General features: G+C 74.7%; 17 protein-coding genes. 8 read left to right on the top strand and 9 right to left on the bottom strand.

Annotated features, from left to right (window positions below):
- From NQZ70_RS27530 to NQZ70_RS27505, 6 genes are all read right to left on the bottom strand, one after another.
- Entirely contained in the window at positions 1 to 1,191 is a 1,191-nt protein-coding gene (locus tag NQZ70_RS27530) for a polyprenyl synthetase family protein (RefSeq protein ID WP_237244112.1), read from the bottom strand.
- 16 nt (positions 1,192 to 1,207) lie between these two features.
- On the bottom strand, positions 1,208 to 2,761 hold the full coding sequence (locus NQZ70_RS27525; RefSeq protein WP_237244111.1) for a sigma 54-interacting transcriptional regulator: 1,554 nt from the start codon (positions 2,759 to 2,761) through the stop codon (positions 1,208 to 1,210).
- A 785-nt stretch (positions 2,762 to 3,546) separates the two neighbouring features.
- A complete protein-coding gene (locus NQZ70_RS27520) occupies positions 3,547 to 4,311 on the bottom strand; it encodes a 1-acyl-sn-glycerol-3-phosphate acyltransferase (RefSeq protein WP_237244110.1) in 765 nt (254 codons plus the stop codon).
- Positions 4,312 to 4,331: 20 nt separating this feature from the next.
- Positions 4,332 to 8,102: a serine/threonine-protein kinase PknK gene (locus NQZ70_RS27515; protein ID WP_129576858.1), complete on the bottom strand. Its 3,771-nt coding sequence runs from the start codon at positions 8,100 to 8,102 to the stop codon at positions 4,332 to 4,334.
- Between the two features lie 363 nt (positions 8,103 to 8,465).
- On the bottom strand, positions 8,466 to 9,764 hold the full coding sequence (locus tag NQZ70_RS27510; RefSeq protein ID WP_237244109.1) for a hypothetical protein: 1,299 nt from the start codon (positions 9,762 to 9,764) through the stop codon (positions 8,466 to 8,468).
- Between the two features lie 268 nt (positions 9,765 to 10,032).
- Positions 10,033 to 10,377, bottom strand: coding sequence for a DUF433 domain-containing protein (locus tag NQZ70_RS27505; protein WP_129576857.1), 345 nt, complete (start codon positions 10,375 to 10,377; stop codon positions 10,033 to 10,035).
- Positions 10,378 to 10,610: 233 nt separating this feature from the next.
- Between NQZ70_RS27505 and zwf the strand changes: the two genes are divergently transcribed.
- The 5 genes from zwf (at position 10,611) to NQZ70_RS27480 (ending at position 15,992) form a co-directional block, all read left to right on the top strand.
- Positions 10,611 to 12,188: a glucose-6-phosphate dehydrogenase gene (gene zwf, locus NQZ70_RS27500; protein WP_129576856.1), complete on the top strand. Its 1,578-nt coding sequence runs from the start codon at positions 10,611 to 10,613 to the stop codon at positions 12,186 to 12,188.
- Entirely contained in the window at positions 12,185 to 13,261 is a 1,077-nt protein-coding gene (locus NQZ70_RS27495) for a glucose-6-phosphate dehydrogenase assembly protein OpcA (RefSeq protein ID WP_237244108.1), read from the top strand. Before zwf ends, NQZ70_RS27495 begins: the two co-directional genes overlap by 4 nt.
- Before the next feature lie 29 nt (positions 13,262 to 13,290).
- On the top strand, positions 13,291 to 14,013 hold the full coding sequence (gene pgl, locus NQZ70_RS27490) for a 6-phosphogluconolactonase (protein ID WP_129576854.1): 723 nt from the start codon (positions 13,291 to 13,293) through the stop codon (positions 14,011 to 14,013).
- Positions 14,014 to 14,163: 150 nt separating this feature from the next.
- Positions 14,164 to 14,838, top strand: coding sequence for a B12-binding domain-containing protein (locus NQZ70_RS27485; protein WP_129576853.1), 675 nt, complete (start codon positions 14,164 to 14,166; stop codon positions 14,836 to 14,838).
- Positions 14,829 to 15,992 carry a PAS domain-containing sensor histidine kinase gene (locus tag NQZ70_RS27480; protein WP_129576852.1) on the top strand — a complete coding sequence of 388 codons (1,164 nt, stop codon included), beginning with the start codon at positions 14,829 to 14,831 and terminating at the stop codon, positions 15,990 to 15,992. Before NQZ70_RS27485 ends, NQZ70_RS27480 begins: the two co-directional genes overlap by 10 nt.
- A gap of 42 nt (positions 15,993 to 16,034) precedes the next feature.
- Here the strand turns inward: NQZ70_RS27480 and NQZ70_RS27475 are convergent, their stop codons facing one another.
- Entirely contained in the window at positions 16,035 to 17,144 is a 1,110-nt protein-coding gene (locus tag NQZ70_RS27475) for a glucokinase (protein ID WP_237244107.1), read from the bottom strand.
- Between the two features lie 141 nt (positions 17,145 to 17,285).
- Here NQZ70_RS27475 and NQZ70_RS27470 point away from each other — a divergent pair, with 141 nt between their 5' ends.
- From NQZ70_RS27470 to NQZ70_RS27460, 3 genes are read left to right on the top strand one after another with little or no spacing between them, the layout of a single operon-like run.
- Positions 17,286 to 19,385 carry a mechanosensitive ion channel family protein gene (locus NQZ70_RS27470; RefSeq protein WP_261344322.1) on the top strand — a complete coding sequence of 700 codons (2,100 nt, stop codon included), beginning with the start codon at positions 17,286 to 17,288 and terminating at the stop codon, positions 19,383 to 19,385.
- Positions 19,382 to 20,686 (top strand): cation:proton antiporter, encoded by a 1,305-nt coding sequence (locus NQZ70_RS27465; RefSeq protein WP_129576851.1) that lies wholly within the window; start codon positions 19,382 to 19,384, stop codon positions 20,684 to 20,686. Before NQZ70_RS27470 ends, NQZ70_RS27465 begins: the two co-directional genes overlap by 4 nt.
- 11 nt (positions 20,687 to 20,697) lie before the next feature.
- Entirely contained in the window at positions 20,698 to 22,182 is a 1,485-nt protein-coding gene (locus NQZ70_RS27460) for a cation:proton antiporter (protein WP_129576850.1), read from the top strand.
- A gap of 28 nt (positions 22,183 to 22,210) precedes the next feature.
- Here NQZ70_RS27460 and NQZ70_RS27455 read toward each other — a convergent pair whose 3' ends face one another.
- Both NQZ70_RS27455 and NQZ70_RS27450 read right to left on the bottom strand, forming a co-directional pair.
- Complete coding sequence (locus NQZ70_RS27455) at positions 22,211 to 22,825, bottom strand: Uma2 family endonuclease (protein ID WP_165374192.1); 615 nt, start codon at positions 22,823 to 22,825, stop codon at positions 22,211 to 22,213.
- A 115-nt stretch (positions 22,826 to 22,940) separates the two neighbouring features.
- Positions 22,941 to 23,582 carry a hypothetical protein gene (locus NQZ70_RS27450; RefSeq protein ID WP_129576848.1) on the bottom strand — a complete coding sequence of 214 codons (642 nt, stop codon included), beginning with the start codon at positions 23,580 to 23,582 and terminating at the stop codon, positions 22,941 to 22,943.
- Positions 23,583 to 23,971 lie beyond the last annotated feature (389 nt).

The following is a 23,971-nucleotide window of genomic DNA, read 5'->3' as shown; positions in this document are numbered from 1 at the left end:
TCACCACGTCCGCTGGACGACATAGTCCTTGAGCCAGCCGATGAACCGCTTGTGAACGGAGTCGGCCAGCACCTCCGCGAGCTCTCGCCACCGCACCTCGGCCGACGCCGCGTGGCGCCCCGCCACCCCGCGGGCGTGCTCGATGCCGCCGTGATCGTCGATCAGCCGCCACAGGAACCGCACGTCGTCCTCCGTCTTCTCGCCCGACGACGCGGCCCGGCGGTCGAGATACCGCATCATCGCGGCGCGACCGGCCTCGTCGATGATCCGCTCCTCCACCATCCCTCTCAGCAGATCCGCGAGCCCGGCCTCCGGCGATCCGGCGGCCGGCCGCGGCTTGCGCAGGATCCGTAACGCCTCCTCGCGGTCGGCCTCCCGGGCGGAGCGGAGCGCGTGCAGCAGCATGAGCGTTCGCTTGCCCTCCCAGAGATCGCCGGCGAGCTCTTTGCCGTAATCGGCGCGCCCCTCCTCGAGGTTGAGGAGATCGTCCTGGATCTGAAAGGCGAGGCCGAGGCTCTCCAGGAACGACACGAGGAGCGCCTCCAGGCGCGGCTCCGCCCCGGCCACCGCCGCCCCCACGAGGCCCGGCGCGACGAAGCTGTAGCTGCACGTCTTTCGCCGCACCATCGACTCGTAGTCCGCGTCGGTGAGCTGCCATGTCCCCTCGTCGATCCACGAGAGCTCCTGCGCCTGCCCCTCGAACGACTCGATGACGGCGCGGGCGTAGACGTCGAGGATGCGCAGGGCCCGGCCGAGGCCGAGCCGGTCGGTGTTGGCCAGCAGGGGACCGAGCGTGAGCGCGAGGAGGCCGTCACCGCAGTTGACCGCCGCGGGGACGCCGTGGGTCCGGTGGAGCGCGGGCCCGCCCCGCCGGGTGAGCGAGCCATCCTCGATGTCGTCATGGATGAGAAAGGCGTTATGGTACATCTCGACCACCGCGGCCGACGGGAGGACCTCCTCGAGCTCCCCGCCGAGCGCGCGGCAGACGGCGATGCACAGCGCGGGACGCAGCCCCTTCGCGCGGCGCAGCGGATAATCCAGCATCAGCCGGTAGGCCCGATCGTCCCCCGGGGAGCCCGCGCGGATGATGCGGCGGATCTCCTCGAGGACGAGCTCCCTGTGCTCCTCCAGGTACACCGCGCCGAGGTCCGGCTGCGGGCCGGGCGCCGCCCCGGGGGAGGAGCCCTGCACGGAGAGAGCCGCCGCGCTAGACACCTTTCGGTCGCTCCAGCCCGAGCCCTCGAATCAGGTTGTAGACGTGCGACCGCGCGATGTCGAGCCGCGCCGCGGCTTCAGAGACGTTCCAGCCGCCCTCGTCCAGCACGCGGCGGACGAAGCGCGCTTGGAACGCCCGCGTGGCCGCCTGGAGGGTCGGCTGTCCCGTGAGCCAGTCTCCGCGCTCTCCGGCGTCGCCGCGCTCTCCGGCGTCGCCGCGGGCCGGCTCGGGCTCGGGGAAGAAATGCCGCTGCTCGACGCGCAGCACGCCGTCCGCCGCGGCCCGGATGACGGCGGCCTCCACCGCGTGGGCCAGCTCGCGGATGTTGCCGGGCCACTCGGCGTTCTCGACGGCCCGCAGCGCGCCGACCGACAGCTCGAGCCGCGGGAGGTTGTACGTGCGCACGGCCTGCTCGCAGAAGTGGGCCGCGAGCTCCGGCACATCCTCGCGGCGCTCGGCGAGGGAGGGCACCCGGACCGGGAGCACCTGGAGGCGATAGAACAGGTCCTCTCGAAAGGCCTTCTTCGCCGCGGCGGCGCGCAGGTCGGCGTTCGTGGCGGCCACGATGCGCACGTCCGCGCTCACCGCCTTGGACCCGCCGAGCGGGAAGTACTCTTTCGACTGGAGGAGCTGGAGGAGCGCCGCCTGGGCCGTCAAGCTGAGCTCCGCGACCTCGTCGAGGAACAGCGTCCCCCCCTCGGCCGCCTCGACCTTGCCCGGGACTCTGCGGCTCGCCGTCGAGTGCGCGCCCGGCATGGCGCCGAAGAGCTCGCTCTCGATGAGCGCCTCCGGGAGGGCGCCGCAGTTGATCTCGACGAAGGGCCTGCCGGCCCGAGGGCTGTTGTCGTGGAGGACGCGGGCGACGGCGGTCTTGCCGCTCCCCGTGGGCCCCGTCAGGAGGACGCTCACGTCGAGCGGCGCGACGAGGGCGAGCTGCTGGAAGAGCCGAGCGAGCGCGGGGCTCCTCCCGCGGATTCCGTCCGCGCGCAGCTTCTTTCGAAGAGGCAGCGTGGGGTCCGCCGACTCGGCGGTTCGCCGCCGCAGGAGCAGGCGATCGGCGAGCGTGGCGACGTGGCGCGCCAAGAGCTCGACGTGCGCCCGGTCCTCGTCCCGAAAGGGCCCCGGCTGCATGCGATCCTGCAGGTAGAGGACGCCGAGCGGCGGGTCGGCGCCGATGGGCGCGCAGAGCACCGCCTCGATGCGGTTCGCGCGCACGCTGCCCCGGTCGCGAAAGCGGGGGTCGTTGAGCGCCGAGCTGGTCACGATCGTCTGCCCCGAGGCGATGGCCTGCGCGATCACGCCGCGCGAGATCGCCGCGCGCACGCCGGCGACGTCCTCTTCGGTGCAGCCGCGGGCCATCCAGAACGGCGCCCCCCCGGCGTCGGCGCCGTCGTCCCGGATCTCCAGGTAGCCGCGGCGAGCGCCGGCGATGTCGACGATCAGCGCGAGCGCCTCCTCGAGAAAGGGCTCGATCTCGTTGTTCGCGCCGAGGTCCAGGAGCTTCCGGTAGAGGTCCCGCTCGCGCCGCACGCGATCCACATCCACTGGCTCTGATACAGCCGCTGGTGGACCGGAACCCTGGTATGCCATTTCGACAATCTACCGGACGGCCGACGCGCTTGGAAGCCCCGCCGTGGGCGGGAAGCGGCGGCGACGGCGGTGATGGCTGCCTGGGTAGACCCGGCGCTTCCCGTACGCCCGGCGGCGCGGGCGAGGGCCGCTCGCCCGCAATTTCGCGCAATTCCCGCGCAATTTCCGGACGAGCGGCGGGAGCTCCAGGTGGGGCGCCAAGCTTTGGGCACATTGAAAGCGGTCGGGGCGCAGGGGCCGATACCCGAGCGCAGCGCCTGCTGGCCCCGCTCGCGGCGCGGTGTGAGGCGCGTCATGCGAAGGCGAGCCTCCGAGAAGATCGAATCGAGTCGTTCTCGATGGACCATGATTGTCCTCTGATAGCCGCGCTCACTCGACGCGCATGACGACGAAGGAGCGCTATGGTGTATCGGACATCCATTGTGGCCGCTATGCGTGGAACGATTGAAACATCGCGCCGAGAGGCAGGTCCTGGAGCACCAGGTTGGTGAATCTATCCCTCGGCCTTCGGCTGTCGTTCGACGCCGAGGTGAATCTCGGTGGGGCCGTGGCGTCATGCAACGTGTCGCCGCGCTTCCTTCGGCTGGGCGTTCGCTCCGGACACGAGCGTCGCCGTGCTGTAGCGGTGTCTCGCCTCGCGCGCTCCTCGTCGCGCCCCGCCGCGCGACGACATCCCTGCTGCGGTGTATCCACGCACGCTCAGCCAGCGTGGACGCCGCTCATGCATGCCCCCCCGCGGCTCACCCGCCCCCCGTCTCGCCCGCCCCGCGGAGCGCCGGCGGCAGCGCCGACGCCACCGCGGCCCGGCACGCCTCCATCGAGGCGCGGAGCTCCTCGAGCGACGGCCCGGGCGGATCGAGCGGCGGGTGCACGACGACCCGCACGACGCCGGGCGCGGCGGCGTAGCGGCCCTTCGGCTGGAGCGCGCCCGCGCCAACGATGGTGACCGGCAGCACGCGCGCGCCCGCGGCCCCGGCGACCCGGAAGGCGCCCAGCCGGAAAGGCAAGAGCCCGCCGGTCGCGCTCCGCGTGCCCTCGGGGAAGAACACCGTCGACCACCGCTGCATCAGGTTGCGCTGCGCCGCGCCGAGATCCGCCACGGCGCCGCGGGCGCGCCGCCGATCGACCGGCGTGTGGCCGTAGAGGCGCATGCCCCAGCCGAGCACCGGCACCCGGAACAGCGCGCGCTTCGCCAGGAAGCGGAACGGCGCGCGCGCCTGCAGCGCCACGAGCAACGCGAGGATGTCGAGCGTGCTCTGGTGGTTCGCCGCGATCACGTAGCGCTCGCCCGGCCGCACGTGCTCGACCCCCTTGGCCTCGACGCGCACGCCGACGAGCCAGAGCGCCCCGGCCGCCCACACCACCGAGAGGCGGTCGTGCATCCGCTGCCGGGGATCGAAGGGGAAGCAGAGCAGGCCGACCGGGAGCAGCACGACCAGGAACAGCATCGCCCAGGCGTGGGCGAGCGCCGTGCGCGCGACCTCGATCGGACCGGCCGGCGCCACGGCGGCGCCCCCCTCCGCGATCACTTCGCGACCGGCGGGGCCTCCGGCCCGTCGAAGCGCGGGACGAAGCCCTCCACCGAGGCGAGCGTCTCGAGCAACGTCACGTGGCGCAGCCGCGGGATCGCCACGTGCGTCCGCGCGCCGAGGTCGTCCTCCGTGATCGCGAGCGTCGCCGCCGCCGCGAGCTCCGCCACCGTCGCGCCGACGATCTGCGTCGTGCCCAGGCTGCTCGGCGCCGACGACCGGACCTCGCGCGGCGCGTCGGTCCAGTACGCCCGCGGGTGACCCTGGAACGCCGCCTCGGCCGGAGGCCGCGGCCAGAACGTCGGGTCGACGAGGCCGAGCTCGTCGACGAGCACCTCGCGCTCGGCGCGGACGTCGCGCGCCTCCGCCTCCTCGCCCAGCGCGTCGAACGCCTCGGCGCAGCGTTCGAGCGCCGTGACGAGCTGCGTCCGGTTGCCGGAGGCGCGGATGAGCTCGAGCGTCTCCCTGGCGTACGCCCGGAGCTCGCCGGCGTCGCGGCCGAGGAGCGCGAGCGCGTGCACCCGGCCGACCCGGCCGAGCCCCACGGCGTACGCGTCGCCCGTCCCCGCCGAGCCGATCTCGATCGCCCGATCGTAGGCGGCGAGCGCCTCGCGGACCTGGCCCTGCACGAAGAGCACGTCGCCCAGGTACCCCTCGGCCCAGCCGCGCCCCATGCCGATGCCGAGCACGCCGCTCAGGTTGCACGCGTTGGCGATCAGCACCCGCGCCCGCGCCAGGTGGCCCACATGGAACTGGTGCCGGCCCGCGTACATCGTGCCGACGTACAGGTAGAGCCCGCTCAGGCCGTGCTCCTCGGCGTACGAGAGGAGCTGCGCGGTCGACCGGACCCCGAGATCCCAGTCGAACCGGCCCTCGGCGAGCACCGCGTAGTAGAACCACGTGCCGAGCAGCCGCACCGGGTCGCGCAGGCGCTCGGCCAGGCGCGCGGCGTCGGCGGCGCTCTGCTCGGCCTCGGCGTAGCAGCCCGCCTGGCTCAGGGCGACGCAGAGGATGCCGCGCGAGTGGCACAGCTCGATGTACTCGCCCGCCGCCTCCGCGAGCTCGCAGCCGCGGCGCAGCGGCTCGGTCGCCGGGCCCACCTTGCCCGCCGCGCACAGCGCGCGCCCGAGGATGTTCGCGGGCAGGCACTGGTACGGGCGGAGCTCGGGGCTCGCGCCGATCGCCGCGAGGGCCTTGCGGCTGTGCGCGACGGCGTCGGCGAACTCCCCCCGGACGTAGTGCACGCGCGACAGCGCGCTGGAGAGCGCCGCCGTGACGAGCGGCGTGTCCGGCAGCGCGCCCTGCGTGCGCCGGAGCAGATCGAGCGGCTCCGCCGTGCTGCCGAGCAGGCACGCGACGCGCGCGAGCTCGTGCGCGCAGCGGGCCCGGAGCTCGATCCGCGCCGGGTCGAGCGGCAGCCGCTCGAGCAGCGCGAGCGCCTGCTTGAGCCGGCGGCTCGCGCCGTGCGGGTCCTGCAGGCGGTCGGCCTCGTTCGCCGCGAGCAGGTACGCCTCCGCGGCGCGGTCGAGCTCGCCGGCGCGCTCGACGTGGTGCGCGAGCGTCCCCGGATCGCCGCCGCGCAGCTCGATGCGCCGCGCGATGCGCCGGTGGACCTCGCCGCGATCCCCGGGCGGCACGCGGGCGGCGAGCTGCTCGCGCGCCGCGTCGTGCGAGAACGACGTGAGGCCCCCGTCCTCGCTCAGGCAGATGTGGTGCGCGGCGGCGTCGCGCAGGGCGCTGTCGACCTCCGCCGGACCGAAGAGGCCGAGCTCGACCAGATCGTCGCGCAGGAACTGGCGGCCGATGAGCGCGGCCACGCCGAGGACCTGGACCGTCGTCGGATCGAGCGCCTCGATGCTGCGGGCGAGGACGTCCGAGACCGAGGCGGGCGCGCGGTAGTGCGCGTCGGCGCGGGAGATCTCGAGCGCGCCGCCGCGGCCGCGCTGCAGGAAGCCCTCGGTCTCCATGTTGCGGACGACCTGGATGTTGAAGAGCGGGTTGCCGGCGGCGAGCAGCGGGACGCGGCGGACGAGCTCCTGCACGAGGTCGTCGCCCGCGCCGCGGCCGAGCGCGGAGAGCAGCGCCCGGTTCGCCTCGGGCGGGAGCGGGCCGAGATCGAGGCGCTCGACGCCCTTCCAGGCGAGCCACCCCGCCGAGCGCGGCGTCATCGGCGACGAGCCGGGCGAGCCGCGCAGCCCGGCCGAGGCCGGCGGGGGCAGCGTCGAGCCGGGCGCGCCGCGCCCGGGGAACGGCGGCCGGGCCGTGCCGAGCAGCAGGATCGGCCGCTCGCCGAGCTGGTCCGAGATCCGGAGGAGCACGTCCTGCGTCGCCTCGTCGGCCCAGTGGACGTCCTCGATCGCGAGGACCACGGGGATCTCCTCGGCGATCGCGCCGAGCAGCCGCAGCAGGAGATCGGCGATCCAGCGCGTGCCGCCCGGGCCGATGGCGCCGCCCTCGTCGGCGAGCCCGACGGCGCGCATGAGCTCGGGGACGAGCCCCTGGAGCAGGGCGGCGTCGTCGGCGACCACGAGGCTGACCAGCCGGCGGATGCGCGCCGCGCGGCTGTCGTTGTGCCGCTCCAGCCAGAGCGCGACCTGCGTCAGCGCCTCGCGGATCGCGGAGTAGGGGATGAGCCCGGAGAGCTCGCGGCACCTGCCGTAGGCGACGATGGCCGTGCCCGTCTGCTCGACGCTCCGGAGCAGCTCGGCGACGAGGCGGCTCTTGCCGACGCCCGTGTCGCCGACCACCACGGCCGGCCGCGGCTCGCCGCACACCGCGCCCTGGAGGAGCTCGGCGAGCCGGCCGAGCTCCAGCTCGCGGCCCATGAACGGCGCGTCGTCGAGGGCCTCGGGCGGGGCGGCGTCGCGCTCGCGCTCGGCCGCGTCGGCGGCCGGGGGCTGCGAGGTGCCGTGGAGCGTGACGTAGTAGAGCTCCTTGAGCCGGGCGCAGAGCCGGGCCGCGCTCGAGAAGCGCCGCGCGGGGTCGCGCTGCATGAGCTCGTCGACGAGCGCGACGACCGGCGCCGGCGTCTCCGGGGCCACGGTGGCGAGCGGCACGAGGGTGCCGTAGACCTTCTGGTTGATGACGCTGTCGACGGTGCCGTCCGCGAACGGGAGGCGGCCGGCGAGCAGCTCGTAGAGCACGACGCCGACCGCGTAGAGGTCCATCCGGGGGCTCGGGCGCGCGAGCCCGCCCCGCTTCAGGCACTCGGGCGCGAGGTAGGCGATGGTGCCCGCGTTGACGCGGGCGTGCTCGGGCTGAAAGCTCACCGTGAGCGTGGCCAGGCCGAAATCGAGGATCTTGAGCCGGGGCTCGTACGGATCGGTGAGGACGATGTTGCTCGGCTTGAGGTCGAGGTGCAGCACGTTGAGCGCGTGGCAGTGGGCGAGCGCCTCGGCCACGCGGCGCGCGATGCGCAGGGCCTCGATCGTGTCGAGCGAGCCCATCCGCGCGAGGTACCTGTCGAGTGTCTCGCCCTGCACGAGCTCCATCGCGAGGTAGAGGCCGATCCCGTCGAGGACGCCATACGAGGAGAGCTTCACCAGCGACGGATGGCGCAGGCGGAGCAGCGCCTCGATCTCGTTCTGCTGGGCGAAGAGCTGCCCGACGTTCTGGGCGCTCACTTCCTTGAAGATCTTGATGGCGGCGACGTTCCCAGACTCGTCGTGGCCGCGGAACACCGCGCCGAAGCCGCCCTCGCCGAGCGGCTCGTCGATCGTGTACTCGCCGATCCTGGCGCCGCGCTCGATCAAGGGACCGCCGACCATCGTACCTGCCCTTCCGAGTACCCCGTCATCACCCGCAGAAGCATCATGATACTCCGGACGCGGCGCCGTGACGGCGCGCAATGGCCACTTTTGCAGCCATCTTGCCAGCTTGCCGCCTCGCGGCGCGCCGCGCCTCGACGGCCTGCTGCATCTTGCCGGGTTCGACAAGAAACGTGCATGTCACGTTCGGGGGGAGATTCCGGTGCTCGCCTGGACGTCCGCGCGCCGCGCGGCGACAAGGAACGTGAGCCGGCACCCAGAGCTGCGCTGTCGATCTCGGATCGGGGCCGAAAATGACGACGGCGGCGGCACCCCCGGGAGGGGGTGACCGCCGCCGCGTCCGGACTCAAGCCGTTCCGGGGATCAGGTCCCGCCGCTGGCCGAGCCGCTGGCCGAGCCGCTGACGCTGGCGCTGGCCTTGATGTTGACATCGATCGAGGCCGTCGCGCTGGCCGACGCGTCCACCGCGGCCGCGACGCAGGCGACCGCCTTGCCGCCGGCCTTGAGCGCCGCGTCCTTGACCTCGACGCCCGCCTTGCCGACGCCGGACACGGCCGCCGCCAGCTTCTTGCCGGTCCCGAGCTGGACCTTGGCGATCGCCGGGAGCGACGCCCGGAGCGCGGCGACGAGCTTCTGCGCGTCGGCGTTCACCTTGCCGTTCGCCACGATGCGGACGTTCGGCGCGTCGCACTTCGCCTCGCCGGCCGTCTTCGCGGTGCACTGCATCTGGCAGCTCGGGTCGACGCTCGGCGGCTTGAACTCGCCCGAGCACTTCGGCTCCTTGATCTCGGCGCTGCAGCCGCCCGAGCAGGACCCCGAGCACTTGGCCGAGCCCTTGATCTCGCAGGAGCCCGAGCAGGAGCCGTCGCAGGTGCCGGTGCAGCTGCCCTCGGCCTTGGCGTCGCACTTGCCCTCGCAGGTGCCCGCGCACGCCGCGCCCTTCGAGTCCTTGCCGTCGCACTTGCCGTCGCACTTGCCGCCGCAGGTGCCCTTGAAGCCGGCTTCGCACTTGCCCGAGCAGCTCGCGTTGCAGGTGCCGGAGCACGCCGCGCCGGCGTCGACGGTGCACTTGCCCTTGCACTCGGCGTCACACTTGCCGCTGATCTCGCCGCCCTCGCAGCTCGCCTCGAGCTTGCCGGGCTGCACCGGCGAGCCGCAGTCGCCGAGGCACTTCTGCATGGCCTCGACGTCGGCGTAGCACTTCGGGGGATCGATCTGGACGGCGAGCTTCGCCTCGGCGTTCGCCTTGACGGCGGCGTTCACCTTGGCCGAGACCGCGTTGCAGACCTTCTCGGCGCCCTTGCCGCCGCTCGGCTCGGCCTTGAGCTCCGCTTCGCTCATGCCGAGATCCTTGCCGAGCTTGCCGCACGAGGCGATGAGGTCCGCCTCCAGGTCCGCCGTGAGCTTGTCGAGCGAGGCAGCGGCCTCGAGGAAGCCCTTGATCTTGCCCTCGACATCGGCGCCGCCCTCGAACTTGAGGTTGGCGATGCCGCCGTTCTTCAGCTCCTCGCATCCGCCCGCGGCGGACGCCAGGTCACCGGCGGGCCCCGGCAGGCTGTCTGCGCCGGGGATCCCCTTGCCGCCACAGTTCACGAGGAGAGGCGAAGCCAGCCCGAGCAGGGCAAGGGGCATCGCAACCAACTTCCATCGATTGACGCTCATCTCAGAAACCCTCCGGCACCTCGACGGGTACCCCATGGGGCGCGGACCCTACACCAATGGCCGCCACCTTGAAAGCTGGGACAGCCGCGATCCTGCGCGGCCGTCGCTCGCGATGCCGAGCAGCCCGCACGTCGAGCCCCAGCGATGGAGCGCCCTATTGCCCTAAGTCACGATGGCTGTAAAGAAACAAGCTGAGCGCGCCGAGCGGGGATGTGCGGCGGAGCGGCGCGCCTCGCGCGCCTTACGCGCCTCGCGCGCCTTGCCCTGATTACTCGTCGCCTTCGTCGAAGGGGAGGTTGAGCTGCGCGAGCGGGCGCGCGCCGACCGTGGGCCCGCCCTTCTTCTCGAAGAGCGCCTGCTCGCGGGCGATGTCGGCCTCGATGAGGTCCTGGTTGTCGTAGGCGAACGCGAGCGCGTCGAGCACGCGCGCGGGCCCGAGGTTCGGGTACCGCTTGAGCAGCGTCTCGACCGACGCGCCGCCGCGGTGCCACGCCCAGAGCCGCCGCACCGGGACGCGCGACCCGGCGACGTGCGGGCTCCCGGCGAGCACCTGGCTGTCGCACCGCACGTGAGGGTGGGGGACGCGGATTCGCGGGAGCACCGGCGCGGCCATCGCGCGGGGGAGCCTAGTACCGGTCGCGATCGGATGGAAGGGCGCCGCGAGCCGGCGGACACGCTCGGCGCCGCCGCGCGCCCGGCCCGCACGCCCGCGCGAAGCCGTCGACGCGGCGGCGCGGCGACGGCGGCGCGCGTCGTTCCGCCTTCCGCCGGCGCGATCGGAGCTACCCTACGCCGCGGAGGCGCGCGGGCATCGTGCCCGTCGTCGCCGATCGGAGCTCATCCACCATGACCCAAGCCGAGAAGAACCCGCTTCGCGAAGGAATGCCCGAGGAGCGAACCGCCTCGCCGGCAGCGCTCGTGATCTTTGGCGCCTCGGGCGACCTGACCCGTCGCAAGCTGTTGCCCGCGGTCTACAACCTGGCGCTCAGCCGCCTGCTGACCGGCGGCTTCGCCGTGGTCGGCGTGGCGCGGCGCCCGAAGCCGGACTTCGCCGAGGAGATGCGCGAGGCGGTCGGGAAGTACTCGCGGCGCCCGCTCGAGGAGGCGTCCTGGAGCGAGCTCGAGAAGGGCATCAGCTACGTCCAGGGGTCGTTCGATGAGCCCGAGACGTACACCCGGCTCGCCGCGGAGCTCGAGCGGCTCGACGCCGAGCGCGGCACCCGCAAAAACCGCGTCTTCTACCTGGCCGTCGCGCCCGACCAGTTCGCGCCCATCGTGCGCGGCCTGCGCGCGGCGAACCTCGTCGCGCCGCCGTCGCACGAGAAGGACGCGCCGTTCCAGCACGTCGTCGTCGAGAAGCCGTTCGGCGAGGACCTGGCGAGCGCCCGCGCCCTCAACCGCGACCTGCTCGCCCACCTGGCCGAGTCGCAGATCTACCGGATCGACCACTACCTCGGGAAGGAGACGGTCCAGAACCTCCTCGTCCTCCGGTTCGGCAACACGATCTTCGAGCCGCTCTGGTCGCGCCAGCACGTCGACCACGTGCAGATCACCGTGGCCGAGGAGATCGGCGTCGAGGGTCGCGGCAAGTTCTACGAGAAGGTCGGCATCACCCGGGACATCGTGCAGAACCACGCGCTCCAGCTGCTCACGCTCGTCGCGATGGAGCCGCCGTCGTCGTGGGACGCCGACGCGGTGCGCGACGAGAAGGTGAAGGTGCTGCGGACGCTCCGGCCGATCGAGGGGCCGGACGTGCTGGCGTCGACCGTGCGCGGCCAGTACGCGCCTGGCATCGTGCGCGGCGAGAAGGTGCCCGGCTACACCGAGGAGCCCGACGTGGCGAAGGACTCGATGACCGAGACCTACGTCGCGATGAAGCTTCACCTCGACAGCTGGCGCTGGGGCGGCGTGCCGTTCTACCTGCGGGCCGGCAAGCGGCTGGCGAAGCGGGTGGCCGAGGTGGTGCTGCACTTCAAGCCCCTGCCGCACGGCCTGTTCAAGGGCGCCCCCGGCGCCACCGAGGAGCCGAACGCGCTCGTCATGCGCCTCCAGCCCGACGAGGGCATCTCGCTCCGGTTCGCGGCGAAGATCCCGGGCAGCGGCATCGCGATCCGCGGCGTGACCATGGATTTCCGCTACGGCGCCGCGTTCGGATCGAGCACGCCCGAGGCGTACGAGCGGCTCCTGCTCGACGCGCTGCGCGGCGACGCCACGCTGTTCACGCGCGCCGATGAGGTCGAGGCGCAGTGGGGCTTCGTCGATCCGATCTTCGAGGGGTGGCGGACGCAAAACGCGCCGATCGCGCGCTACGCCGCGGGCACGTGGGGCCCGCAGGAAGCCGACGCCCTGGTCCAGCCGTCCGAAGGCGCCCGCGGGGCGTGCGGCGAGCAGCGGCCGCCGGAGCGGGCCTGGAGGCGGCCGTGAGCGCCGGGCGCATCGCCGAGGTGATCAAGCGGGTCGAGTCGGAGCTCGCCGAGTTCTGGTCGTCGCCCGACGAGTCGCGGCCGGAGCCGGCCCCGAAGACGCGCGCGTCGACGATGAACTTCGTCGCGGTGGGCAGCCGCGCCGAGGTCGAGCGCCTGAAGGAGCAGACCGAGGAGCTCGCCGAGACGCACGCGGGCCGGACGCTGCTCATCACGCTCGACGACCGGCTCGATCCGCTGAGCGTGCAGGCCGACTGGTCGGCCACGTGCCGCCGCGCCGGGGAGGTGCCGATCTGCTACGACCGCGTGGAGCTCACGTTCGGGGTGGCCGCCGCCGAGCGCGTCGCGTCGGTGGTGAGCGCGCTGACGATCTCCGACGTGGCGGTGATCGTCGAGCTCGCGCCGGGCGCGCCGAACGTGCTCGGCGACGCGCTCGCGCCGATCTGCGATCGGCTGGTGTTCGACTCGGCCGAGACGTGCATCGAGCGGATCGCGGAGGTGGCGCGCGGGACGAGGGCGCCGCTCGCGGACCGGGCGTTCGTGCGGACGTTCTCGTTCCGCGAGCTCGTGGCCCGGTTCTTCGACGACATGCCCGAGGCGTGCCGCGCGATCCGGCGGGTGGAGATCGCGCGCAGCGCGGGGCCGAAGCCGGATCCGGCGGCGCTGTTCCTCGGCTGGATGGCGTCGCGGCTCGGCTGGACGTTCGAGTCGCGGGGGCCGGCGCAGCCCGGCGGCGCCGGCGTCGTGGGCCGCGCCCGCGCGGCGGACGGCGCGCCGATCGAGATCGCGCTGGTCGACGGGCCGCCGGCCGGGGAGCAGGCGCAGCGCCGGATCGACGGCGTGCGCCTCTTCACGACGCTGCGCGGCGAGCCGCTCGCGCTCGGGTGCGTGCGGCTCGACAAGGCGCCCGCGACGGCGCGGTGGACGATGGAGGGGGCGCGGTCGGCCGACCACCTGCACCCGCTCGGCTACCGGGACGAGACGTGGGTGCTGACGAAGACGATCGACTCGCTGGAGGGCGATCGGCTGCTGCGCGAGGCGGTGCTCGCCGCCGCGGCGTGGAGCGCCCTCTGACGAGGCCGAGAGGAGGGAGGAGGACCGAGATGAACGGTGGTGAAGAGACGCTCGTCGCGGCGGACGCGGCGGAGCTCGCGCTCCTCGGGGCGGAGCTCATGGCGCGCGCGATCGCGGAGGCGATCGAGGCGCGCGGCGTCGCGCGGATCGCGCTGTCGGGCGGGGGCACGCCGTCTCCGGCGTACCAGCGGCTCGCGGCGCTGTCGCTCCCGTGGGCGCAGACCGAGTGGTTCTGGGTGGACGAGCGCGCGGTCGCGCCCGACCACCCCCGCTCGAACTACGGCGCCGCGCGCCGGGATCTCGCGGCGGCGCGCATCCCGGAGGACCGCTTCTTCCGCATGGAGGGGGAGGCGGCCGATCTCGCCGGGGCCGCGGCGCGCTACGAGGCGCTCCTGCGCGCGCGCTTCGGGGTCGCGTCGGCGGTGGCGTTCGACCTGATGACGCTGGGGATCGGCGACGACGCGCACACGGCGTCGCTCTTCCCCGGCACGGGGGCGGTGGCCATCGAGGATCGCCTCGTCGCCGCGATCCCGGCGCAGCCGGACAAGGGGCTGGAGGCGCGGCTCACGCTGACGCCCCCGGTGCTCCGGGAGGCGCGGGTCAAGCTCTTGCTCGCGCGCGGGGCGAGCAAGCGCGCGGTCGTGGAGCAGGCGAAGCGGCCGGGGCCGGCCGACGAGGTGCCGGCGCGCGTCGCGCGCGGCGGGGCCGGACGGCTCGTCTGGCTGCTCGACGCGGCGGCGCGGCCCGCGTAGCGAGCGCGCGGCCGCGTCCCCTCGCGCGCCGCGCGCCAGCGGCCGCGCGCCAGCGCGCGTCGAGCCGCTGGCGCGCGGCCGCGGCGATTCCGCGCGGCGCGAGGCTTGACGCCACGGCTCCTTGCGCCAGAAGCCACGACACGCGCGCAGATGCCGTCGGGCGAGGGAGGAGCTGCAAGCCGAGAGCCGCGGATCGCCGAGGGCGACGACGCCGAGGCGCGCCTGTTCACGGCCGCGATCCTGACGGGCAACTACGTCGCCGCGCGGAGCGTGCTGCACGCCGCGATCGGCAACGGGCTCGGCTACGTCTACGAGCGCGTCGTCGTGCCCGCCATGGAGGAGGTCGGGCGCCGCTGGTACGAGAACCGGATCAGCGTCGCGGACGAGCACCTCGCCACGGCGGTCGCGCAGACCGCCGTCGCCTCCATCTACCCGCTGATCCGATGGCCGGCGGGGGGCCCGCGGGCGGTGGTCGGCTACGTCGAGCCCGAGCTCCACGGGTTCGGCGCGCGCATGGTCGCCGATCTCCTCGCCCTCGACGGCTGGCAGACGACGTTCGCGAGCGGGGGGATCTCGCTCGCGCGCGGGCTCGAGGGGCTCAGGCGGAGCGAGGTGAAGCTCTTCGCCGTCTCGGTCACCCTCGTCGAGCACCTGCCGGCGGCGCGCGCGCTCATCCAGCGCGTGCGCGAGGACGTGCCCGGCGTGAAGATCCTCGCGGGCGGCCGCGCCGTCGCGGCGCTGCCCGACGCGATCCAGCTGCTCGGGGCCGATGAGGTCGCGGCGTCGGCCTCGCGGGCGGTGGAGGTCGCGCGGGCATGGCGGTGACGCAGCCGGACGCCGCGGCGCTCCTCGGCGCCCTCCTCGCGAGCGAGGACGACCTCCTGCTCGTGGTGCAGCGCGGCGAGATCACCCACGCCAGCGCGGCGGCGGAGCGGCTGCTCGGCGGCGCCGCCGCGCCGGGCAGGGACGTCGCGTCGCTCTTCCACGGGGAGAGCCGCGAGAAGCTCTCGGCTGCGCTGGCCCACGAGGCGCCCGCAACGTGGGAGCTCCAGGTGTGCCGCGAGGGGGAGGGGCAGGCGCCGGTGAAGTTCCTCGTGGTCCCGACCGCGGGCGGATCGCGCATCCTGCTCGGGCGGGCTCCCGCGCGGGGCGACGCGGTCCGGATCGAGGAGACCGCCATCACGCTGACGACCGCGCTCGCGGACATCGCCCGCGAGCTCGCGACAAAGGGCGCCGAGATCGAGGCGGCGCGCGCCGGGCTCGAGGAGCTCGGGCGGCACCGCGACGAGCTCCTGTCGATCGTGTCGCACGACCTGAAGGCCCCGCTGCACGCCATCCGGCTCCAGGGGTCGCTCATCGAGCACGCCGAGAGCCCTCCGACGGCGGCGCAGCGCGCGACGATCGCGGGGCGGCTGCTCCGCAACGTCGACAGGATGACGTCGCTCATCTCGGACATCCTCGACGCCGCGCTCGCCGACGCGGGGGAGCTGCGGATCGAGCCGCAGCGGTTCTCGCTGGGCGACGTGGTCGCCGAGGTGGTCGACACGGTGGCCCCCATCGCGGCCGAGGCGCGGGTGCAGCTCCGCCGCGAGGCCGCCGGCGCCGCGCTCGTGGACGGCGACGCCCGGCGGCTCTACCAGGTCGTCCTGAACCTCGTGGAGAACGCGATCCGGCACTCGCCGCGGGGGGCCGAGGTCCTCATCGCGCTCGAGGCGCAGGGCGCGCGCGCGCGCTGCTCGGTCGAGGACGCGGGGCCCGGCATCGCGCCCGAGGAGCGCGCCGCGGTGTTCGAGCGCTTCCAGCGGCGGGGCGGGCGCGCGGGCCGGGCCGGCCTCGGCCTGTACATCGCGCGGCGGATCGTCGCGCTGCACGGGGGCTCGATCTGGGTCGAGGCCGGGGCGCGCGGCGGCGCGCGCTTCGTCTTCGAGATCCCGGCGCCCGGGGGCGCGGGCGGGGCGGAGGACGCGGGCGCGCGCTGACGCGGCGTCGCGCGCGCGGGGCGCGGTGGGCGCGCGCCTCGCTCAGGACCTGCGGGACGGCGCGCGGCGCCGGGGCGCGTCGTCGTCGTCGTCGCCGCGCGCGGTGAGCTCCCTCGCGAGGGCGAGCGCGCCGCGGACGCCGACGAGGGGATCGGTGACCACGGCGACGGGCACCCCCTCGAGGAGGGGCGTGAGGCGGCCCTTCTTCAGGAAGGACTTCATGAACAGCTCGCGCCGGGCGGTGACGAGGTTCCTCGCGATGTTGCCGAGGACGAAGACCCCGCCGAGCGCGAGCTCGCGCAGGGCGAGGTTGCCCGCCTCGGCGCCGTAGATCTCGACGAACAGGTCGACCGCGCGCGCGGCGGGCCGGAACGCGCGCGCGAGCCCGAGCTCGGCGATCGCCGCGTTGCGGTCGCCCTCGGAGAGGCGGCGCTCGATCGCGCGGGGCACGCGGGCGGCGCGGGCGGCGAAGAAATCGAAGAGGGCGCCGAGCCCGTCGCCCGAGAGGACCCGCTCGTAGCTCACGTGATCCGGGTGGCGCTCGGCGAGGAACTGCCACAGCTCGACCTCGACGGCGGAGCGCGGGGCGAAGTCGGCGTGGCCCCCCTCGGTCGGGAGCGTCAGGTGCCGGGCGCCGTCCCAGATGAGCCGGGCCTCGCCGAGGCCGGTGCCGGCGGCGATGACCGCCAGGTTGCTCTCCTTCGGCCGCGGCCGGCGCTCGGTGAGCGGCGCGATCGAGGCGCGGGGGACGTGCAGGCAGCCCCGGGCGCCGACCACGAGGTCGTTCGCGAGCAGGACGCGCGCGATCTTGAGCCGGCGCGACAGCTCGCGCTCGGCGAGGCGCCAGGGCAGGTTCGTGATGGTGGCGACGTGGTCCTTGATGGGGCCGGCGACGCCGAGCACGGCGACCGCGGGGTGGGGCGCGTCGCTGCGGACGAGGAACGGGAGGGCGATCTCCTCGAAGCTCGCGTGCTCGCGGCTGCGGAAGACCGCCTCGGAGAGGGGCCTGTCGCCGGAGGCGTCGTAGAGCGCGAGCCGGGTGTTCGTGCCTCCGATGTCGCCGACGAGGAGCGACGGGGCCACGGATTTCTTGGTCCTTGCCACGCGGGCGCCCTGCCAGCGCCCCGCGGCGGCGGCAAGGCGATCCGTCATCGGGCGGGCGCCGGCGGGGCGATCGTCGGCGCGGCCCGCGGCCTCGACCGCCGCGCTGGCGCGGGCGCCCGTGGTTCCCGCGAGCGGCCTCGTCGCTATCCTGCCTTGACCGGCGCACCGCCTCCGGTCGAAAGTGCCGGCGTGCAGCGGCTGTTCCCCGCGCTTCTGGCCGCGCTCGCCGGCCTCGTCTCTCTCGCCGGCCCAGCGTTCGCCGACGCGGCGCAGGGCGCGCTCGCGCAGGCTGCGCCCGCGCCGCAGCAGCGGGCGCCCGCGCCGCCTTCTCAGCACGCGCCCGCGCCGCCGCCGCCCGCACCGATGCCCTCCGCCTCGGGGGCCGCGCCGCGATCTGCGCGGGCCACGGCGGCGCCCGCTCAGGCGACCTCCGCGCCGTCGGCGCAGCACGCGCCCGCGCCGGCCTCCGCCCCGCCGGCCGTGTCGGCGCCGGCCGCATCGGCGCCGGCCGCGTCGGCACCGGCCGCTCAGTCCGCCTCCGCGCCGTCGGCGCAGCCCGCGCCCGTGCAGGCCGCCTCGGCGCCGCCCGCCGCCGCGCCGGCGCCGTCCGCCGATCCGCCGCCCGCGGCCGATCCGCCGCCCGAGCAGGCCGCCGCGACGCCGCCGGCGCCGCCCGCGGCCCAGCCGCCGCCCGTGCAGCCGCCGATCGTGCACGTCGCGCCGTCGCCCGCGCCGGCCCGGTCGGCGGCCGCGCAGGTCGTGCTGGCGCCCGCGCCGCCGCAGCCGACCGCCGAGCAGGCCGAGCCGCGCGCGCCCGATCCCCCGCCGCCCCCGACGGTCGAGCAGCCCGAGGCGCGCGTCGAGCTGCTCGGCCGCACGGTGTTCGCCATCCGCGTGCACCGCGGCAGCCTCTCCCCCCCGGAGCGCGCCCGCGAGGCGGCGAAGGTGCTGGAGCGCGCCGCCCAGGAGAAGCAGGTCCCCGAGGTCCGCGTCGACGAGCAGGCGGGCGTGGCGGTGATCTACGTCGGCGAGAGCCCGCTCATCCACATCGGGCCCGAGGACGCCGTCGCGGCGGGCACCACCACCGTCTCGGTCCACGCCGCCGCGATCGCCGCCACGGTGCGCGACGTCCTCGCCAAGGAGCACAGCCGGAGCCGCCTCGCCACGAGCGTGTTCTCCTTCTCGCTGCTCGTCTTCTCGGGGCTGATCGCGCTGCTCCTGCTCCGCAAGGTCGGCGAGCTCGTCGAGCGGGCGCGCGCCTGGGTCGCCGAGCACCCGGAGCGGCTCCCGGCGCTGCACGTCCGCGGCATCGAGATGCTCCGGCCCGCCGCGTCCCAGGGCGCGCTCTCCGTCGCGCTCGGCGCCGCCGGCATCCTCGTCCGGGTGGGCATCGCCTACATCTGGATCCTCTTCGCGCTCTCCCTGTTCGAGTCCACGCGCAACTACAGCCAGAAGCTCACCGGCTTCGTGCTCGCGCCGATGTCGGAGCTCATGGGGCGCATCGCGCGGAGCGTCCCCGTGCTCGTGCTCGCGATCCTCGCGACGCTCGCGGTCATCGTCCTCATCCGCTTCGTGGGGCTGTTCTTCGGGAGCGTCAGCCGGGGCGAGACGTCGCTCGGGTGGCTCCCCTCGGATCTCGCGGTCGCGACCGGGGTCCTCGTCCGCTTCGGCATCCTCGTGGCCGCGCTGCTGCTCGCGGCGCCGCTCATCACCGGCACCGACGAGGGGGCGCTCACGCGGATCGGCTTCGTGGTGCTCGCGTCGGCCGGGCTCGCCGGCACGCCGCTCATCGCCTCGGCGGGCGTCGGCCTCTCGGTCATCTACGGGCGGCGCCTGCGCGTCGGCGACGTCGCCGACGTGGGCGGCCGGTCCGGGCGGGTCCGCGAGCTGACGCTGATCGAGGCGCGCCTCGAGGACGAGGACGGGTGCGTCGTGCGCGTGCCCCACCTGCTCAGCCTGTTCCACCCGACGCGCGTCCGCGGCCGCCCCCCGCTCGTGTCCCTCGAGATCAGCGTCGACCCCTCCGCCGATCTCGACCGGGTGCGGGAGCTGCTCCTGAAGACCGGATCGAGCCTCGGCAGCCGCGCCCGCGCAGCGCTCGTCGCGATCGACGAGGGCGGCGCGCACTTCCGGGCCACGATGGCGTGCGACGGCGACGACGTGCGCAGCCGCTGGCTCACCGCCGTGGCGCAGGCGCTCGTCGCCGCCGGCATCCCGCTCGGGCGCGCGCCGGCGCACTCCGGCGGCGCGCCGCGCCGCGCGCCGCCGGATCGGGGCGCGGCCTCGTGAACGCCGTCTGGCTCCTGATGGGGCTGCTCGTGCTGTCATACCTCGGCAGCTCGCTCGTCGGCGGCCGCGTGCTGCGGGGCATCGGCCTCCCCTCGGGCGCCGAGTACGTGGTGCTCGGCTTCGTGCTCGGGCCCTCGGCGCTCGGGCTGCTCGAGCCCTCGTCGCTCGCCGCGTTCGAGCCCGTGGCGGGCGTCGCGCTCGGCTGGCTCGCGCTCGTGGTCGGTCTCGATTTCGGCTTCGTGGGCAACCGCCGCGTCCGGCCGTCGCGCATGGCGCTCTGCGTGCTGATGAGCCTGCTCACCGGCTCGGCGGTGGCCGCCGCGGTGTGGTTCGCGGCGGCGCGCGGCGCGCCGTCGCTGGAGCGCGGCGACCGGGTGCTGCTCGCGGCGGGCGTGGGCGCCGTCTCGGCCGAGACGACGCGGCACGCCGTGCTCTGGGTCACGCAGCGCTACAGCGCGAGCGGCAAGCTCTCGGACCTCATCGCCGACATCGCCGACTGCGACGACCTCGGGCCGCTGCTCATGATGGGCGGCGCCTTCGCGCTCGTCCCGCAGGCGACGGGCCACTGGCCGCTCTCGTTCTGGGGGTGGACGATCGTCACGGCGCTCATCGGCGTGGTGCTCGGGCTCATCGCGGTCGTGCTCCTCGGCAGCGATTTCCGCCTGATCCAGAGCTGGGGCGTGCTGCTCGGCACGTCGCTGCTCACGATGGGCACGAGCGCGCGGGTCGGCCTGTCGCCGCTCTTCGCGACGTTCGCGCTGGGCGTGACCATCGCCGCGCTCTCCCGGCACCGCGAGGAGATCGTCGCGATGGTCGCGCCGACCGAGCGGCCGATCATCCTGCCGGCGCTCCTGCTCGCGGGCGCGCAGGTGAACCCGAAGGCGGCGCCGTTCCTGCCCTGGATCGTGGCGATCGCGCTCGCGGCGCGGGTCCTCGGCAAGCTCGCGACCGGCCTCGTCTTCCGGGTCGCCTCGCCGGACGCGCGCGACACCTCGCCCTGGCTCGGCCTCGGGCTGCTCTCGTCGGGCGCCGTCGCCATCAGCGTCGGGCTCGCCTTCGCGCTGCGCTTCCCGGGCCCGGTCGGGCACACCGTCCTCGTCGCCGCGGCGGCGGCGGCCGTGTTCGGCGAGCTCGTCGGGCCGCAGGCGCTGCGCGCCACGCTCCGCAAGGCCGGCGAGCTGGCCGCGCCCGAGCGGGAGTCGCTCTTCTTCGGCCGCGGGCTGGCCCGCGCCGCGCGCGACGCCGCGCCGGGCGACGGCGATGTCCCGCCGCCGCCGGTGGCCGAGCGGGGCGAGGGGTAGGAGGTGTCCCCGTGAGCGCTGCAGCACTCCCTGACATCGCGCCCGACGCGCCCGCCGGCGCGGCCGCGCCCGCCGGCCCGCCTGGGCCCGCGGCCGCCCCCGAGCCGCACGGCCCGCCCCCTTCCGGCCATCACGGGTCGGCCCCCAAGGGCCCGCTGAACCACCTCACGCACGCGGTCGCGCTGGTGATCCTGTTCGGCGTGCTCTACGCGACGACGCGCGCGGTCCCGAACGACAACGGCCCGGCGGGCACCATCGCCTCGATCGGCTTCCTCCTGCTCGCGGGCACGCTCGCGAGCGAGCTCGTCGAGCCGCTCCGCCTGCCGCACCTCTCGGGCTACATCCTCGCGGGCATCGTCGCGGGGCCGCACGTCCTCAAGCTCGTCGATCACCACGCCGTCGAGGAGATCTCGCGGGTCAACGCGCTCGCCCTGGCGCTCATCGCGCTCGCCGGCGGGGCCGAGCTCCGGCTCGAGATGGTCAAGAAGAGCCTGAGGAGCCTCCTCTTGCACAACCTCGTGCAGACGGTCCTCGTGTTCGTGGCGATGACCGGCGTCTTCTACGCCGCGCGCTCGCTCGTCCCGTTCGCGGCCGACCTCCCGATCGCCGCGGCGTTCGGCGTGGCGGTCCTCTGGGGCGTCATCGCGGTCACCCGCAGCCCCTCGGCCGTGCTCGGCATCCTCTCGCAGACGCGCGCGACGGGGCCGGTGGCGATGAACACGCTCGCGTTCGTGATGACGTCGGACATCATCGTCATCGTCGTGACGGCGGTCGCGCTCTCCACGGTGCGGCCGCTGATCGAGCCGGGCACGACGATGTCGATGCACGAGATCGAGCTGCTCGGCCGCGAGATCCTCGGGAGCATCTCGATCGGCACGACCCTCGGGCTCGCGCTGGCGGCCTACATGCGGCTCATCGGCCGGCAGCTCATCCTCGTGTTCGTGGCGCTCGGCTTCGGGGCCACGGAGGTGCTGCGTTACCTCCGCTTCGACGCGCTGCTCGTGTTCGTGGTCGCCGGGTTCGTCGTCGCGAACCTGTCGAAGCAGGGCGAGAAGCTGGTGCACGCGGTCGAGGACGCCGCGAGCGTGGTGTTCGTGCTGTTCTTCGCGACGGCGGGCGCGCACCTCGATCTGCCGCTGCTCAAGATGATGTGGCCGGTCGCGCTGCTCTTCGGCGCGTCGCGCGCCTTCGTGACGTGGGTGGCGAGCCGCATCGGCAACCGGCTCGCGGACGACCCGCCGGTGCTGCGGAGGTGGGCGTGGTGCGGGCTGATCTCGCAGGCCGGGCTCACGCTGGGCATCAGCCTGACGATCGAGCGCGCATTCCCGAGCCTGGGCGCCGGCTTCCGCGCGCTCGTCGTCGGGTGCGTGGCGCTGAACGAGGTGGTCGGCCCGATCCTCTTCAAGTACGCGCTCGACCGCGCCGGCGAGACGGCCGTGGAGGCGTCGCGCGGGTCGCTGCCGAAGTCGCTGCCGGACCTCGGGCGCCCTGGGTGAGCGGCGGCCGGTTCGGGACGCGTGGCCGTCAGGTGTCGTCCTTCTCCGGCTCGCCCGCCTCGTCTTCGTCCCCGAACAGCTCGCCGACGTCGAGCTCGATCGCCTCGAACGGCTCGCCGCGCACGCGGTCGCCGCGCCCGCCGGCGGCTACGAGGAGATAGCCGCCCTCGGTCCAGCGCAGGATCGTCAGCGTCTCGTGGAGCGGGTCGAGGATCCAGTAGTGTGGCACCTGACAGCGGTGGTAGGTGCGGAGCTTCTTCACGGTGTCGTTGCTGGCGTTGCTCGGCGAGAGGACCTCGCAGACCCAGTCCGGGCGCGCGCGGACCGGGAGCTCTGTGGGGGGCGCGGCGAGGCGCTCGCGCCGCCAGCCGGCGATGTCCGGGCGGTAGACCTGATCCGGCTCCAGCGCGATCTCGACCTCGGTCACGAACCACCACCCGCCCGGCCCGCGCCGCCCCGGGGGTCGGTCGTAGGGGTCGCTGACGCGCGTGGTCATGCGCGCTTGAGCGCGTCCATGAGACCAGCTCGGCGTCGCCTTCGGGACGAGCTCGCCGTCGATGATCTCATGGAACCGCTCGGCTTCCGGGATCGCGAGGAGATCGGCCGCGGTGGCGTGCCGCCGCGGGCGTGCCGGGAGGGTCATGGGGGCGATGGTGCGCCGCTCGCCGGGCGCGCGCAACGCCGCGCGACGAGCCCGCGCGCGGGCCTCGCGCGGGTCGCTGCCGAACCTCGGGCGCCGCGGGTGAGGTGCGGCCTGCTCATGGCGTGAACCGGAGCGAGTAGCTCACCACGGTGGGGCCTCGCCTCGGCTTGAGGAAGTCGATCCGCTCGAAGACGCCGACCACGCATTTCGTGAACGCCGCGCCCTTGAGCGCCGTGCGCGGCTTGCGCACCTCGGCCTTGCCGCCGTCCTTCTCGATGCGCAGGTCGATCCCGAAGTCGCCGCCCTTGGTCGGGTCCTCCGCGAGCGCGAAGCAGCGGCGGAAGTCGTCGAAGTGGGGCGCGACCGAGCGTTTGATCGGCTCCTTCGTGAAGTCGTCGTGAGGGCCGCCGCCGATGTGCATGCCGATGTTCGCGACCTTCACCTTCGGGAGCGGCCCGGCGTCGGCCGGGGCCGAGGCGGGGGCCGCCGGTTCGGCCGCGGCGCTGGCGGCGGAGGCGGCGGCGGGGGCGGCGGGCGCGGAGGCCGCGGGAGCGGGGGTGACGGCGCTCGCGGAGGCGGCCGCGATCGCGGGCGGATCGGTCGGCGGCGGCGCGGCGCTCGCCGGTGCGGTCGCGAGCGCCTCCGCCTGCGGCGCGGCGTGGCGCTCGGCCGGGGGCGTGGCGCCGGACGAGCAGCCTGCTGCGGCGAGGGCGAGGGGAGCGGAGAGCGCGAGGAAGAGCGGGGCGGGGCGGCGCATGATGGCGCGCGAATCTACTGCGGCACGCGCTGCTTCAGGAAGCGGACGGCGCGCGGACGATCGGAGCGCCGCCGGAGCGATGGGGCGGGCGGCTGGAGGCGCCGCTCGTGTGCTGGGGGGCCTCCGTCGCGCGCGCGAGCGGTTCCGTCGCTGGCGCGGAGGCTTCCGGCGCGGTCCGGAAGGCTTCGCGCGCGGTCCGGAAGCTTCGCGCGCGGGGCGGAGGGTCGAATTTCCCGGGAAATTCGTCTCCCGGCGCGCGCCGGACGGCCCCGGGGACGCCGCGGACGCCGCTAAGTACGCGAAACCTCGTGCTCCGGAGCGCGCGGGAAGGTCTCGGGAGCGCGCGCGAAGCTTCCGGAGCGCGCGGGAAGGTCTCTGGCGCGTGCGGA

The organism is Sorangium sp. So ce836 (assembly GCF_028553905.1).
In the GTDB taxonomy this organism is placed as follows: Bacteria; Myxococcota_A; Polyangia; order Polyangiales; family Polyangiaceae; genus Sorangium; species Sorangium cellulosum_D.
This window is presented reverse-complemented; position numbering and strand designations above follow the sequence as displayed.

Bases quoted from the DNA above. Each gene is read 5' to 3' on its own strand.
- NQZ70_RS27515 (WP_129576858.1), bottom strand. From the start codon at position 8,102: ATGGTCGGCGGTCCCTTGATCGAGCGCGGCGCCAGGATCGGCGAGTAC.
- NQZ70_RS27510 (WP_237244109.1), bottom strand. From the start codon at position 9,764: ATGAGCGTCAATCGATGGAAGTTGGTTGCGATGCCCCTTGCCCTGCTC.
- NQZ70_RS27505 (WP_129576857.1), bottom strand. From the start codon at position 10,377: ATGGCCGCGCCGGTGCTCCCGCGAATCCGCGTCCCCCACCCTCACGTG.
- zwf (WP_129576856.1), top strand. From the start codon at position 10,611: ATGACCCAAGCCGAGAAGAACCCGCTTCGCGAAGGAATGCCCGAGGAG.
- pgl (WP_129576854.1), top strand. From the start codon at position 13,291: ATGAACGGTGGTGAAGAGACGCTCGTCGCGGCGGACGCGGCGGAGCTC.
- NQZ70_RS27485 (WP_129576853.1), top strand. From the start codon at position 14,164: ATGCCGTCGGGCGAGGGAGGAGCTGCAAGCCGAGAGCCGCGGATCGCC.
- NQZ70_RS27480 (WP_129576852.1), top strand. From the start codon at position 14,829: ATGGCGGTGACGCAGCCGGACGCCGCGGCGCTCCTCGGCGCCCTCCTC.
- NQZ70_RS27475 (WP_237244107.1), bottom strand. From the start codon at position 17,144: ATGACGGATCGCCTTGCCGCCGCCGCGGGGCGCTGGCAGGGCGCCCGC.
- NQZ70_RS27455 (WP_165374192.1), bottom strand. From the start codon at position 22,825: ATGACCCTCCCGGCACGCCCGCGGCGGCACGCCACCGCGGCCGATCTC.
- NQZ70_RS27450 (WP_129576848.1), bottom strand. From the start codon at position 23,582: ATGCGCCGCCCCGCCCCGCTCTTCCTCGCGCTCTCCGCTCCCCTCGCC.